At 37.9% G+C, this 13,691-nt stretch carries 12 protein-coding genes; 8 read left to right on the top strand and 4 right to left on the bottom strand.

Features of this window, described 5'->3' with window-relative positions; all coding sequences use genetic code 11:
• Window positions 1–71: 71 nt before the first annotated feature.
• The 3 genes from BWI92_RS06635 to BWI92_RS06625 all read right to left on the bottom strand — a co-directional run bounded on the left by BWI92_RS06635 (window position 72) and on the right by BWI92_RS06625 (window position 2,745).
• Window positions 72–1,169, bottom strand: a complete 1,098-nt coding sequence (locus BWI92_RS06635) for a Nif3-like dinuclear metal center hexameric protein (protein WP_095161333.1) — start codon at window positions 1,167–1,169, stop codon at window positions 72–74.
• 254 nt (window positions 1,170–1,423) lie between these two features.
• A complete protein-coding gene (locus BWI92_RS06630) occupies window positions 1,424–1,816 on the bottom strand; it encodes a VOC family protein (protein WP_095161332.1) in 393 nt (130 codons plus the stop codon).
• Between the two features lie 221 nt (window positions 1,817–2,037).
• Window positions 2,038–2,745, bottom strand: a complete 708-nt coding sequence (locus BWI92_RS06625; protein ID WP_176464360.1) for a GIN domain-containing protein — start codon at window positions 2,743–2,745, stop codon at window positions 2,038–2,040.
• Window positions 2,746–2,973: 228 nt separating this feature from the next.
• Here BWI92_RS06625 and BWI92_RS06620 point away from each other — a divergent pair, with 228 nt between their 5' ends.
• Window positions 2,974–3,411 carry an NUDIX domain-containing protein gene (locus BWI92_RS06620; protein ID WP_095161330.1) on the top strand — a complete coding sequence of 146 codons (438 nt, stop codon included), beginning with the start codon at window positions 2,974–2,976 and terminating at the stop codon, window positions 3,409–3,411.
• A gap of 210 nt (window positions 3,412–3,621) precedes the next feature.
• Here the strand turns inward: BWI92_RS06620 and BWI92_RS06615 are convergent, their stop codons facing one another.
• Window positions 3,622–4,410 (bottom strand): SDR family oxidoreductase, encoded by a 789-nt coding sequence (locus BWI92_RS06615; protein WP_095161329.1) that lies wholly within the window; start codon window positions 4,408–4,410, stop codon window positions 3,622–3,624.
• Window positions 4,411–4,614: 204 nt separating this feature from the next.
• Between BWI92_RS06615 and BWI92_RS06610 the strand changes: the two genes are divergently transcribed.
• The 7 genes from BWI92_RS06610 (at window position 4,615) to BWI92_RS06580 (ending at window position 13,651) form a co-directional block, all read left to right on the top strand.
• The gene (locus BWI92_RS06610) at window positions 4,615–5,331 is read left to right on the top strand and encodes a methyltransferase domain-containing protein (RefSeq protein ID WP_095161328.1); all 717 of its coding nucleotides are present in this window, start codon (window positions 4,615–4,617) and stop codon (window positions 5,329–5,331) included.
• A gap of 54 nt (window positions 5,332–5,385) precedes the next feature.
• Window positions 5,386–6,798: a DASH family cryptochrome gene (locus BWI92_RS06605; RefSeq protein WP_095161327.1), complete on the top strand. Its 1,413-nt coding sequence runs from the start codon at window positions 5,386–5,388 to the stop codon at window positions 6,796–6,798.
• Between the two features lie 297 nt (window positions 6,799–7,095).
• Window positions 7,096–7,683: a LemA family protein gene (locus BWI92_RS06600; protein ID WP_095161326.1), complete on the top strand. Its 588-nt coding sequence runs from the start codon at window positions 7,096–7,098 to the stop codon at window positions 7,681–7,683.
• Between the two features lie 93 nt (window positions 7,684–7,776).
• Window positions 7,777–8,202, top strand: a complete 426-nt coding sequence (locus tag BWI92_RS06595) for a TPM domain-containing protein (protein WP_095161325.1) — start codon at window positions 7,777–7,779, stop codon at window positions 8,200–8,202.
• Window positions 8,203–8,399: 197 nt separating this feature from the next.
• Window positions 8,400–9,176: a YgcG family protein gene (locus BWI92_RS06590; protein WP_095161324.1), complete on the top strand. Its 777-nt coding sequence runs from the start codon at window positions 8,400–8,402 to the stop codon at window positions 9,174–9,176.
• 370 nt (window positions 9,177–9,546) lie between these two features.
• A complete protein-coding gene (lpcA, locus tag BWI92_RS06585; RefSeq protein ID WP_095161323.1) occupies window positions 9,547–10,128 on the top strand; it encodes a D-sedoheptulose 7-phosphate isomerase in 582 nt (193 codons plus the stop codon).
• Window positions 10,129–10,612: 484 nt separating this feature from the next.
• Window positions 10,613–13,651, top strand: coding sequence for an AsmA-like C-terminal region-containing protein (locus tag BWI92_RS06580; RefSeq protein ID WP_095161322.1), 3,039 nt, complete (start codon window positions 10,613–10,615; stop codon window positions 13,649–13,651).
• Window positions 13,652–13,691: the final 40 nt, after the last annotated feature.

The raw sequence follows: 13,691 nt of genomic DNA, 5'->3' as shown, positions 1-13,691 counted from the left end.
ATTCGTTATGCGTTAAACGTTATTTGTTAAGTTCTATGTTGTAATGATTACCCTCTACTCCTAACGCCTGTTCAAAAATACTGTACAGGATTCGTATTTACCTGACTTTTGAGAATCGCAAAATTACTAAATTTTTCAGATAAATAACTAATTATTAATTCCTTTGTGTAAACTTCTGACTCATAATGTCCAATGTCACAGATGATAATCTTGTTTTCGGCATCAAAAAACTCATGATATTTGTAATCTGCCGTCACAAACACGTCTGCGCCTTGTCTAATGGCATCATTTAGTAAAAAGCCTCCCGCTCCTCCACATACTGCTACTTTCTGGATTTTTTTCCCTGAAAGTGGCGTGTGACGAATGGTAGATAAAGCCATTGCGTCTTTTAGGTATTGTAAAAAAGATGATTCATCTAAGGCTTCGTCCAAACTTCCGATTGCCCCAGCGCCCACTTGTGCTAAATCATTCTCTAAGTTAGACAAATAATAAGCAACCTCTTCATAAGGGTGCGCTTTTTTTAAAGCACTCAAAATCATATATTCTTGATGTGCTTGAAGAATGACCTCTATTCGAAATTCTTTTACCTCCTCATCTTGATCTACTGTTCCGATAAAGGGGTTTGCACCTCCTGTAGGACGAAAGGTGCCTGTTCCCTCCACTCTGAAACTACAATTTTTATAATCTCCTATTTGTCCAGCTCCTGCCTCATACAAAGCATCCAGAACTTGTTGACCATGCTCTACAGGCACAAAAGTTACCAGCTTTTTAAGAAGATTTTTTTTCGGTTGCAATATCCTCACATTTTGTAAGCCTAACTTTTCAGCAATCTTAAAATTTACGCCACCTTCTACGTGGTCCAAATTGGTATGTGAGGCATAGATAGCAATATCATTTTTGATGGCTTTGATGACTACTCTTTCAACGTAGTTTTTGCCGTTCAATTTTTTCAAACCTTTAAAAACAATAGGATGATGGGCTATAATCAAATTGCATCCCGACTGAATCGCCTCCTCTACCACAGCCTCCGTACAGTCGAGGGTACATAAAATACCTTTTACTTCCTCGCTAGGGTCTCCAACGATAAGGCCTGCATTATCATAACTTTCTTGTAAGGATAGCGGTGCTAATCGCTCCATGTAATTGGTAATATCTTTTATTAAAATCATATTTAAGTATGAGTGATGAATTGTGAATTAGAGCTGTACGAAGGATTTCCAAGCTATTGCGGATTTGGGATTTCTGATTTCGGAAATTAAAGAAAATCATCTTTGTTTTTACAAAATACAGAAGGTTACAGATCGGAAATAAAGTAAAATACCTTTATTTTTCACAAAACATAAAAGGTTACACTTCCAAAATCCAACATCCGTTATCCAAAATAAACAGTCTTTGCAATCCTTCGTATACAACTAGTATACAATTAAACATTTCGTTGTATCAAATCCCAGAGATTACCATACAAGTCTTCAAATACGGCTACTGTTCCATACACTTCTTGTTTTGGTTCTCTTACGATTTTGATTTGATGTGTCAATAGATTTTGATAATCTCTTTCAATATCATCTGTACATAAAAACAAAAATACTCTTCCTCCTGTTTGGTTGCCTACTCTGGTTTGCTGCTCTGCATTAGCTGCTTTTGCCAGCAGTATGGCACATTCTTTAGCGCCTTTCGGCTTTACTAATACCCAACGTTTTTCGGGACTCATGACAGTATCTTCGATTAAATCGAAGTGTAATTTTTGGGTATAAAACTCAATCGCTTGGTCGTAGTCATCCACGACAATAGCGATATGGGCAATGTGTTGATTCATATCAAGTTGTTTTACAAAAAGCAGTTTAACCTTTTTCGTTACGGGCGAATAAATTCACCTACTAAGTGGAATACCTAAAAGGCATAACGACTTAAAGAGTGAGCATTTGTTTCTTTTTCAAAATTACTGGAAATTTTAGCTACTTCCATCAACAAAGAAAAAAGGCGAGAAAATCCCGCCTTCTTTAAATCGCCACAAATATATACTGTCAAATGAAGATTTTAGTCTTGTCTAACGACACTTCCTCCCGAAGTCTTGGCGTCTACGACTGGAGTGCCTCTGAAATATACAGAACTTGCACCTGATGCTACCACATTGAGATAACGAGAGGCCATTACTCTTACTTTACTAGCTCCAGATACATCTAAGTATGCCTCCTCACTTCTCATCGAAAAACCATTAACTAATGATGCCCCGAATACACCTCCAGAGATCTTTTGGGTATCACCCAATACATCCATAGTAGATGCGCCAGAGAGATTAAAAGTAAAATATTGTATATCAGAGTTTAGGTCTAGGTATGAAGAAGCTTCAAGGCTAACATACATATCTCTTTCATCGAAACCATATACCTTACCTGTGCTTGCACCATACAATTCGATAGAGCGCAATGATGGCATTACGATATCAAAAGTAACCTGATAGCGGTTATTACGAGGATAACGATAGTTCGCAATTAATACCCCGTTTCGTACATAAATATTAAGGTCATTTATATCTATTACATCCCCACGTACATAGATACTGTAGGTGTTTCCAGCTCTCACATTTACTTTAAATCCACTACCCATCTCGATACCATCAAAGTCACGGAGACGAACTTCCCTCTGGATTTCTTCAAATCTTGGCCTAATTTCTTCTCCTCGGAGAAAACATCCTGTTAAAGTAAATATCATTAAGCCTATAATGCTTAGGAATAGAGTTTTCATTGAAGTTTTCATATTAACTATACGTGTTTATGCCTTTTTTGAAGGCTTTTTGATTAAGAAGTTTTTCTGAGGTTCATTTGTCTTACTGACAAATCAATCGTATTTTACCCCTAGAATATTTTATACGTTAACATTTCATTAAGAAAAAAGCGGATAGGGGCTTGCTGGAAACTACAAAAAGGCATACTTCTATTACTCAACATCTCAATAATTTTAAATAAATAGTTTATGAAAGTAAGGCCAAGCGTAGCGATTATCGAAAACAACCACCTACTATTGATGCGTTATGAATATGGTAATGCACAAGTATTTAATTTGCCTGGGGGCAACACCGACCCTGGAGAAACACTAGTAAGTACTTTGGAAAGAGAACTCAGAGAAGAGTTAGGAATAGAAATAGAGGTTGGTCCGATGTTATTGACGGGAGAGGTCATTTTACCACAACAAAAAACTGATGTATTGCACTGTGTCTTTATTGCTCAGGTTATTGGAGGAATTCCGATTTTGAATCCTTCAGAGACGAGTGCTCTAGAAATCAAATGGATTCCTCTGTCAGAAATCAATCAGTTGGAAATGTATCCTAACGTTGGAGCAGAATTACAAGACGTCCTTTTTCAGAATCAACTAGGAAAATACGTCGGAAAAATAAACCAGAAATGGCACTGATAAGTGTTGAGTTTTGAATTTTGAGTGCGGAGTTGGGACTGCTCGAAGGATTTCAAGCTATGGCAGATTTGGAATTTCTGATTTCGGAAATAAAGTGAAATACCTTTATTTTTTACAAAATTTAGAAACTTACACTTCCGAAATCCAACATCCGAAATCCGAAATAGATGGCTTTACAACTCCGCACTCAAAATTCAAAACTCCTTAAGGTTATAGTCCTAAGATTTTTCCACCATCTACAGGTAAGCTTACTCCTGTAATATAAGATGCTGCTGCTGAACATAGAAATGCTACGGCAGCACCAAATTCCTCTGGTTCGCCAAATCTTTTAGCTGGTATATCTACCTGTAAAGCTTTTTCTACTTCTTCTCTCGTCGCCCCAGTGGTATTCATTCTCGATTCTATTAAAGAATCCAATCTTGCAGTTTTGGTCGAGCCTGGCAATACATTGTTGACGGTAATTCCAAAAGGCGCTAATTCGCCTGCCAAGGTTTTTGCCCACGACGCTACAGCTCCTCTAGTGGTGTTAGATACGCCAAGCCCACTAATAGGCTGTTTGACCGAGGTAGAGATAATGTTGACTATTCTACCGAATCCTGCTTTTTTCATTGCAGGCACGCATGCTTGTACGAGGATATGATTACAAATAAGATGATTTGAATAGGTTTGGGTAAACTCCTCAATCGTTGCTTCTAGGATTGGACCTCCCTTCGGACCACCTGTATTGTTGACCAAAATATGTACCTCTGGAAATAGTGCTAAATGTTGCTCTATCCCTGCTTTGACTTGTTGCGGATTGGAAAAGTCAGCTACAAAATAGCGATGTTGCTGTCCTAGGCTTGTGTCCAAATCGAGGATTGCTTTTTGTAAGGATGTTTCGTTACGAGCAACCAATGTTACATTGGCTCCTAATAAAGCTAACTCTATTGCCGACGCCTTGCCTAATCCTTGTGTACTTCCGCAAACAATGGCATTTTTATTTCTTAAATCTAAATTCATTCGAGTTTCCTTTTAGTTACAATTTATGATGCTGAAATTAGCATTCGTAGTTTTTTGTTACAAATTCAGATGGACGCATTGTTCTTTTTACAAAACAAAAACTGTTAATTTTTCATTATGCAGTAAAGACACAACGCGTTGAGTTTTCTTGAAAAATCTCAAAAAGCCTTAATTCTCTACTGAAACCCAACTCTCTCTTGCCTTATGCCAGACTTATCATATCGAAGCAATCAGCCTGAACTCATCGACGATTTTGAGCTTGACAATGATGCCCTTCGCCAAAACTTAGAAGAATTGGCGCTCATCAATCAATATCTTGGGGGTAATCAGGTTACTATTGGTGGACTAAAAGCTTTATTGAAAAATCATGATAAATCTAAAGCAATTGTAATTGGCGATTTGGGCTGCGGCGGTGGAGATATGCTGAAATTAATGGCTCGCTGGCTTCAAAAAAAGGGATATAAAAGTAAGCTCGTTGGTATCGATGCCAACGATTTTATGATTGATTTTGCAAAAAAACGAACTCAGGACTTTCCTAATATTTCGTATTTACATGAAAACGTTTTTGCTGAAAGTTTTCAACAACATACTTTTGATATTGTAGGGATGACGCTTTTTTGTCATCACTTTACCGACGAACAGCTCATTCGACTTTTTCAATTACTCAAAAAGCAGTGTCGTGTAGGGTTTGTGATTAATGATATTCATCGCCACTGGTTTGCTTATCATTCGATTGCTTGGATTACTAAGCTTTTCCTCAAATCTTATCTTGTGAAGCACGATGCCAAACTATCGGTCTGGCGAGCCTTCAAAAAGTCGGAGATCGTTTCGTTACTTGAAAAAGCAGGCATTCATCATTACCGTATTCGCTGGCGCTGGGCATTTCGCTGGGAAGTAGTCGTGAAAACCGACCAATTATAATTTTCCTAAAACTAAAACTCCCGCGGAAAGTTATACACTAAAAAACATATTAAAATGAGTATTATAGTTTGGTATCGCAACGATTTAAGAGTACACGATCATGAGCCTTTGTGGAAAGCTTCTCAAAAAACCACAAACGTATTCCCTGTATATATTTTTGACCCTAGGCAATTTGAGGAGCTATCTATAGGTTTTTCGAAAACAGGATGGCTTAGGACGCAATTTTTAATAGAGTCTGTTCAAAACCTTCGAAAAAATCTTCAGTCTATCAGTTCAGGTTTGATTGTTAGAATTGGAAAGCCTGAAGAGATACTGCCTCGGTTGGCTATTGAATTAGAGGCAGAGGCAGTCTATTGCTCAGAAGAAGTAACATCTGAAGAAACTAGCGTAGATGCCCAAGTAGAAGACGCCTTGAAAGCAATGGGAAAATCTATGTCCTTTTTTTGGACTTCTACTCTATTCCATATTGATGATTTACCTTTCGATATTGACCAGTTGCCAGACGTTTTTACACAATTCAGAAACAGAGTAGAAAAATCTTGTCATGTGCGGTCTTGCTTTGATACGCCTTATGCTCTTTTGTTCAAAACCAATGTAAGTATCGGTACTATGCCCACAGCCGAAAGTTTGTTGGGGTACTCTTCCGATGCTACTACCCATTATGTAGGTGGTGAAGATGCAGCCAATCAACGTTTGAAAGAATACTTTTGGGAACAAGATTTATTAAAGGTTTATAAAGAAACCCGCAACGAAATGCTAGGTATGGACTTTTCTTCAAAGTTCTCGGTTTGGCTAGCCAATGGTTGTATTTCGCCAAGGTATATCTATCAGCAAGTTCAGGAATACGAATACCAACGGGTCAAAAATGATTCAACATATTGGCTGATTTTTGAGCTACTTTGGCGTGACTATTTCCGTTTTGTTTCGATGAAATATGGTAATAGAATTTTTTCAGCAAAAGGTATCAAACAAGATCAGCACGTTCAATGGAGTCAAAATAAGAGAATATTTGAACTTTGGAAAAATGGAGAAACGGGTATTCCTTTGATTGACGCCAATATGAAAGAACTTCTTGACACGGGATTTATGTCAAACCGTGGAAGACAAAATGTGGCTAGTTTCTTGGTAAAAGATTTAAAAATAGATTGGACTTGGGGTGCTAGTTGGTTTGAAAGCCAATTGCTCGACTATGATGTATGCTCTAACTGGGGCAACTGGAATTATGTAGCAGGCGTAGGCAATGACCCTCGCGAAAACCGTTACTTTAACATTTTGACACAAGCGACTCGTTACGATAGTCAAGGCGAATATGTGAAGCATTGGCTACCCGAATTGGCTTCGGTTCCAGCCGATAAAGTTCACCTGATTTCGGTATTGCCACCTGTAGAACAACAAAAGTATCAAGTACATATCGGCGTAAATTTCCCCAAAGCATTGTTTGATGTAAATCGTTGGCGAAAAAAGTAGTTGGACTTTAGTTCTTTTCCTACATTTCAAATATATAGATGACCATTCATCCACAAAAAAAGCGTCTCAACTAGAAAACGTTTTGGCTTGTCTTTTTTACTATACATTTGGTAAAGAATCAATATTAGTACGACATTAGGTTTTAGTGAAAGCTTTTTTTACTGATATAAAATACTTAACTTGTCAAACCTAAATTGAGACTTATATTTGGAAAGTGCCGTCTAAATGGTATGTCCAAGGGATAACCTATCCACTCGGAGTTTATCCACAATTTTAACTTTAAAATTTACCAAGACTATGTCAAAAGGAACCATCATTGCATTAGTTGTTGCAGCAGTTTTAGTATTCTGGGGAATCGGTGTAAGAAACGGAATGGCTACAAGCGAACAAGATGTGGAAGCATCTTGGGCAAAAGTACAAACTGCTTATCAGCGCCGTGCTGACCTTATTCCAAACCTTGTAAAAACAGTACAAGGAGTAGCAAATTTTGAAAAAAGTACATTAACAGACGTAATCAGTGCTCGTGCTAGTGCGACTCAAATCAAGTTAGACGCAAGTGACCTTTCGCCTGAAAACATGAAGAAATTCCAAGAAGCTCAAAGCCAATTGAGCGGAGCCCTTTCAAGATTAATGGCGGTAGCTGAAAACTATCCAACCTTGAAGGCGACCGAAAACTTCTCGGAGCTTCAAGCACAATTGGAAGGTACTGAAAATAGAATCAAAGAAGAACGTGATCGTTTTAATGATACTGTCAAAGAATTTAACAATAAAGTAGTGACATTCCCAAACAGTTTGATTGCTGGTTTCTCTGGTTTTAGCAAAAAAGGCTATTTCGAAGCTGATGCTTCTGCTCAAAAAGCACCATCGGTAGATTTCTCTAAATAATCCTCCGAAACAGCTAAATTTAAGTAACTACTCAGCTATACTATTGTTGAGAAAGTGTTTAAATTTAGCTGTTTTCTTTTTTCCAATATTCTTATGCTACTTTCTGAAGAACAACAAAGTATCATTGTCGAAGCTATCAAAGCTGCAGAGAAAGAAACTTCGGGTGAAATCAAAGTTCATGTCGAACAATTCTGCCCAGGAGACGTGCTCGAAAGAGCCAAAGCCGTGTTTGCTCAGCTCGAACTTCACAAAACAGCACAACGAAATGGCGTGCTGTTTTATCTGGCGACTGTCGATCGCAAATTTGCTATTTTGGGAGACAAGGGCATTAATGACGTTGTTCCTGCTAATTTTTGGCAAGACATCCGCAATGATATGCAATCTCATTTTGTCATGAATCAGTTTGCAGCTGGTTTTGCTGTAGGTATTCAAAAATCGGGAGTTGCACTCAAGCAATTTTTCCCATATCAATCGGATGATATCAATGAGATTTCGGATGAAATTTCATTTGGTGATTAATTACAAGTATTACAGCAAAATTAGATTTGAGTTTTTGTTGAAGGCATAAGCCACCAGGCACAAGGCAAAGAGTGTTAAAATGTTTTTTAGTAACAATAGATATATTTTTGCCAAATGCTCAAAGCTGAAAGCCGTAAGCTCAAAAATTAATTTTTATTTTGCCTACTAACTTAACATGCCATCCTATCTAATCAGTCATGTCTAGAAAAATACAACAATATTTAGCAGTACTTATTTTGTCTTTATCGTTTTTCATCAAAGCGATTGGACAAGATATTCCTGCACAGCCTAACCCTCCTCTTATGGTAAGTGATTTCGTGATGAAACTCAAGCCAGAAGAGCGTAACGCATTAGAACAAAAACTTAGAGGCTATCGTGATTCGACCTCTACAGAAATTTCAATTGTCATTGTAAAAAATACGGGCGAGTCTGATCCGTATGATTATGCTATGAAAATTGCTAAAACATGGGGAGTTGGAGCAAAAAATAAAAACAATGGGGTATTGCTCTTGTGGGCTACCGAAACTCGTAAAATTCGCATCGTAACAGGTAGAGGTATCGAAGATGTTTTGCCCGATGCTATCTGTAAAAGAATCATTAATACGATTCTTGTTCCGAATTTTAAGCAACAACAGTGGTATCAAGGTCTCAATGAGGCTACCGACGAAATGATTCAGCGTGCAAGTGGTGAATTCAAATCTGATGCTACCTCAGATGATGACAGTCCACTAGGCTTTTTTATCATAGTTATTCTCATCATACTATTTATTGTCATTTCTATCATTATTTCAAAACGTGGTGGCGGCGGTGGTCGTGGAGGCTACCGAGGCGGCGGCTGGACTCCTCCAATTATCATTACTGGTGGCTCGTCATGGGGTAATCGTAGCGGTGGTGGCGGAGGTGACAGTGGTTTTGACTTCGGAGGCTTTGGCGGTGGTGACTTCGGTGGCGGTGGCGCTGGAGGAGACTACTAAGTAGGAATGTTGAATTGTGAATTAGGGTTTTAGGAAGGATTTTATAAACCGTTTATTGGGGATATCAGATGTTAGATTTCGGAAGTGTAATCATTTATGTTTTGTAAAAGCAAAGGTTTTTTTCTTTATTTCCGAAATCAGAAATCCCCAATCCGCAATTATTGGAAATCCTTTGTACAATCCTAATCAAATATCCGACATCCGAAATTTTTTCAATCCTTCGTAGACCACTCGATTGGGAATTTGTAATTTTGTACATAAAATAAAATTATGCGAGAAATATAAATAACCACAGCGTTATGGGTATCTCTCAAAAATCCCAAATCAGTCTCCAAATTGCCATTAGGCTTCATTAAATTTTTGAGAATCAGTGCTAAAAAATATCATTTCACAAGAGCTTAACGAAGCTCAACTTGTTCTCCAGGAGTTTTTATCGGACGAACATAATATTCAGCAAATTGAGGCAGCAGCACAATTAATGGCCGATGCTATCAAAGCAAATAACAAGATTATCTCTTGTGGAAACGGTGGCTCGCATTGTGATGCCATGCACTTTGCTGAAGAACTTTCGGGTCGCTATCGTAACGAACGCCGTTCGATGCCAGCAATCGCCATTTCGGATGTTTCACATATTTCTTGCGTAGGCAATGACTACGGTTTTGAATATATCTTTTCTCGCTTTGTAGAAGGCTTAGGCAATTCAGGAGATGTACTTTTAGGTATTTCAACGAGTGGCAACTCTGCCAACGTGATTCGTGCCGTAGAAGCTGCCAAAGCAAAAGGTATGAAAATTGTGATTTTATCAGGAAAAGATGGTGGAAAGCTAGCTGGACAAGCAGATGTAGAAATCATTGTTCCGCATTTTGGCTACGCCGACCGTATTCAAGAAGTACATATCAAGGTAATTCACATTTTGATTTTACTTATCGAAAAATTGGTTATTGGGGAGTAGTTCTCTGTTAGAGGTTAATCGAAAATCTAGTAGGCTAGCAGTCGATGCACCATGTTTGCGCCTCGAGTCAAGTGAAATCTAGCATAGTAGAATCAAAACATGAGTCATCCCAAATTTTAAGACTGTGATTATCCTCCATAATTTTCATAAAAAAGGGGTCGGAATCTATTTTCCGACCCCTTTTTTGAGGCTATTATACTAGATTTACTTGGTTTGAGACGCAAGCATCGAGACGCAAGCATTGCGTCTCTACTGGGAGAATCTAAATTTTAACATAATCACTCATTCACTAAATCAACCGTCCATTTGCTCATTTAACTCACAATTTTTAACTTATAGTTCGTTCTAAAGTAATAGTGCTCCAATTATTTGGTAGCACTTGAAGAAAAAAGTGTAATAGTCCTTTTATTCAATGAAATAAACATGTTGACTAATGCTTATGGTCTATTTAAAGCATTAGCAGTGCATATTTTATCTAACAACTATGAAAAAGCTAAGCCTTACCTTATTGGCCGTCTTAACAGGATTGTTAGGTCTTGCCTATACCTTACCCTATTTTTTCAAGGACCAAATACAGGAACAAGTCAATAAAGCCATTATCAAACAAGTGAAGGGGAAAGTCTATTACTCAGATTTGAACCTCTCGCTGTTTCGCCATTTTCCCTATTTGGCTATCAATATCGAAGATTTTGGTATTATAGGTCTTGCCCCATTTTCCCAAGATACTTTGGCTCAAGCGAAGGGTTTTGAGTTATCTTTTGATGTAATGAGTTTAATCAAAGGGCAAAAAATCATACAAAACATCCGCCTAGAACAACCTAAGATTTACCTCAAAATCCTAAAAAATGGTCAGGTGAATTATGACATTTTTGTGCCGTCTAAAGATACAGGTTCTACTTCAGGAAAACCTTCGGAAGGGGTTCAGTTACAAATCCAAAATTGGCAAATTGTAAAAGGAACAATTTTATACAAAGACCTTCAAAAAGACTCCGAAATACTGTTGACCGATATTGAACACAACGGTAGTGGTGATATCAACAAACAGATTTTTGACTTGGCTACCAATACCGAAATCAATCAAGCCTCGGTAGTTTGGGAAGGGAAAAACTATTTCAATAAACGTAAATTAGCGTGGCAATCACTTATTCAGGTTGATCAATCTGCCCAAAAGTATTCTTTTCAAGACACCCGCATTCGTCTCAACGAATTTGAACTATCTTTTTCAGGAAAAGTGCAACAACGGGATTCTACCTACACGATGGATGTAGCATTTCAGACTCCTGAAACTAATTTCAAAAACTTGGTTTCGCTCGTTCCAATGATTTATCAAAATCAGTTTGAAGACTTGAAAGCAGAGGGCGAAATTCAATGTATTGGACAGGTGAAGGGACTATATTCTTCTCAGTCAATTCCCTCTTTTCACCTAAATGTACAGGTGAAAAATGGTAGTTTTCAATATCCTTCTCTGCCAACTGGCGTTAGTCAGGTTTGGGTAGACTGCGATATTAATAACACCAGCAACCAACTAGATAGCACCCAAATTGCGCTTAATCGTTTTGATTTATATTTTGGTAAAAACCCTATCAAAGCAAAAGCCAAAATCAAAGGGTTATCTCGTAGTGTCGTTGATGCTGACGTAAAAGGTGAGTTTCAGCTAGAAGAACTCACGAAATTATTCCCTATCGAAGGAACCCAGTTGAAAGGTCGCTTTGGGGTTGATCTTCATAGTAAAGGCACGTATGATTCGCTTACGGGACAATTTCCAGTAACAAATGCTCAAATGCTTTTAGAAAATGGGTATATCCTTTCAAAGCAATTTGCCAAGCCCATTGAAGATATTCACTTTAAGGCAAACTTAACCAACCAAGACGGAACGCAAAAAAATAGCTTATTAGCGATTCAGGAAGCCTCTTTCCATGTTTTAGACGAAACCTTCCAGGCCAAAGGTTCGGTACAAGACTTTGATGCATTTAAGTGGGATATCACTGCTAAAGGCAAACTTGATTTAACACAAATCACCAAGATTTTTCCTGTAGAAAACACAACACTCAAAGGAAAAATCGATGCGGATATCCGTACGCAAGGGAATCTCAAAGATTTGAAAGCGAAGCGATATGGTAGTTTGAATACAAATGGACAAATGGCTGTATCCAATTTTGAATACCGTTCAAAGGAGCTACCACAAGGTATTAAAATCGAACAAGGACAAGCGAAGCTTTCTCCCAACAGTCTTACTATTACTCAGTCCAAAGGATATCTAGGAAGTAGTGATTTTGAGGCTACTGGTACGATGAATAATTACATGGCTTATGCACTCACGAATGATGTTTTGAAAGGAAATTTTCAGGTCAAATCAAATCATTTTAATGTCAATGAATGGATGAGTTCTGAGCCCAAAGCCACTACTTCGGGTCAAGCACCAAATCCTAATACCCGCCCGAGTGTTGTAGAAGTTCCTAAAAACCTACAATTAAGCCTCAATACGCAAGCTAATGAGATAGTTTATGATAAAATGGCCATGAATAACGCCAAAGGGGTTATCAGAATCAATAAGGGAACTATTCGTCTTGAAAATACCAATTTTGATGCATTAGGAGGACGTTTTGCCACAACAGGTAGCTATGACCCAAGTGATATTTCACACCCCAAATTTGATTTTGGGCTAAATTTGGAAAAAGTAAATTTCACAGAGGCTTACCAGCATTTGAGTGTGGTAAAATACCTGATGCCTTTAGCGCAGTTTATGGTTGGAGAGGTATCTTCTCAATTTAAAATCAATGGTGAGCTTACCCAAGATATGATGCCAAATTTTTCCACTTTAAACGGCTCAGGTTTATTAAAACTCTTGAAAGCTAGCTTACAAAATAGTCCATTAATCGAAAAGTTAGTAGCAAATACGAAGTTGACCCAATTAAAAGACCTGCAATTGAACAATGCACTTATGCAGGTTCAAATCGACCATGGAACTTTAAAAATTAAGCCATTTACTGTGAAATGGAATGACTATGCAGTCAATATTGGCGGACAACACGGCATTGTTGGAGATATGGACTACAAATTAGCCTTCGATATACCTAGTGGTAAAGCTGGACAAAGCTTTAATAACTTATTCACACAATGGACAGGAAAAGCCTTGAATAATGTTCCTAGAGTCAAATTTGATTTGTCATTAATAGGTACGCTCAAATCGCCTATTGTCCGTTTTGATAACAGCAGTACAGCACAAAATTTGAAAGATGTTGTTACCTCCGAAATCAAATCTCAAATTGATAATGCCAAAAATCAAGCAGTCCAACAAGCGGAAGACTTACTAAAGGCAGAAAAAGAAAAGCTTTTAAAAGAAGCTCAAGATAAGCTTAAAACAGGTCAGGGAGATATTCAAGCGCAAGCCAAAGCAACGGCAGATAGCTTGAAAAAAGCGGCATTAGAAAGAGCCAAAAAGCTATTGGAAAGCCAGAAAAAAGGAGTACTTGATGGTATTTTCAAAAAACCTCAGCCTGCTAAAAAAGACTCCACGAAGTAATAAATAAACCGAAAGCATTGCTTGATTTACACCTAATGCT

Origin of the sequence: Flectobacillus sp. BAB-3569, assembly GCF_002270355.1 — a bacterium.
Classification (GTDB): Bacteria; Bacteroidota; Bacteroidia; order Cytophagales; family Spirosomataceae; genus Flectobacillus; species Flectobacillus roseus.
This window is presented reverse-complemented; position numbering and strand designations above follow the sequence as displayed.

Bases quoted from the DNA above. Each gene is read 5' to 3' on its own strand.
- BWI92_RS06600 (WP_095161326.1), top strand. From the start codon at position 7,096: ATGTCAAAAGGAACCATCATTGCATTAGTTGTTGCAGCAGTTTTAGTA.
- BWI92_RS06590 (WP_095161324.1), top strand. From the start codon at position 8,400: ATGTCTAGAAAAATACAACAATATTTAGCAGTACTTATTTTGTCTTTA.
- BWI92_RS06580 (WP_095161322.1), top strand. From the start codon at position 10,613: ATGAAAAAGCTAAGCCTTACCTTATTGGCCGTCTTAACAGGATTGTTA.
- BWI92_RS06625 (WP_176464360.1), bottom strand. From the start codon at position 2,745: ATGAAAACTCTATTCCTAAGCATTATAGGCTTAATGATATTTACTTTA.
- BWI92_RS06610 (WP_095161328.1), top strand. From the start codon at position 4,615: ATGCCAGACTTATCATATCGAAGCAATCAGCCTGAACTCATCGACGAT.
- BWI92_RS06595 (WP_095161325.1), top strand. From the start codon at position 7,777: ATGCTACTTTCTGAAGAACAACAAAGTATCATTGTCGAAGCTATCAAA.
- BWI92_RS06620 (WP_095161330.1), top strand. From the start codon at position 2,974: ATGAAAGTAAGGCCAAGCGTAGCGATTATCGAAAACAACCACCTACTA.
- BWI92_RS06630 (WP_095161332.1), bottom strand. From the start codon at position 1,816: ATGAATCAACACATTGCCCATATCGCTATTGTCGTGGATGACTACGAC.
- BWI92_RS06605 (WP_095161327.1), top strand. From the start codon at position 5,386: ATGAGTATTATAGTTTGGTATCGCAACGATTTAAGAGTACACGATCAT.
- BWI92_RS06635 (WP_095161333.1), bottom strand. From the start codon at position 1,169: ATGATTTTAATAAAAGATATTACCAATTACATGGAGCGATTAGCACCG.
- BWI92_RS06615 (WP_095161329.1), bottom strand. From the start codon at position 4,410: ATGAATTTAGATTTAAGAAATAAAAATGCCATTGTTTGCGGAAGTACA.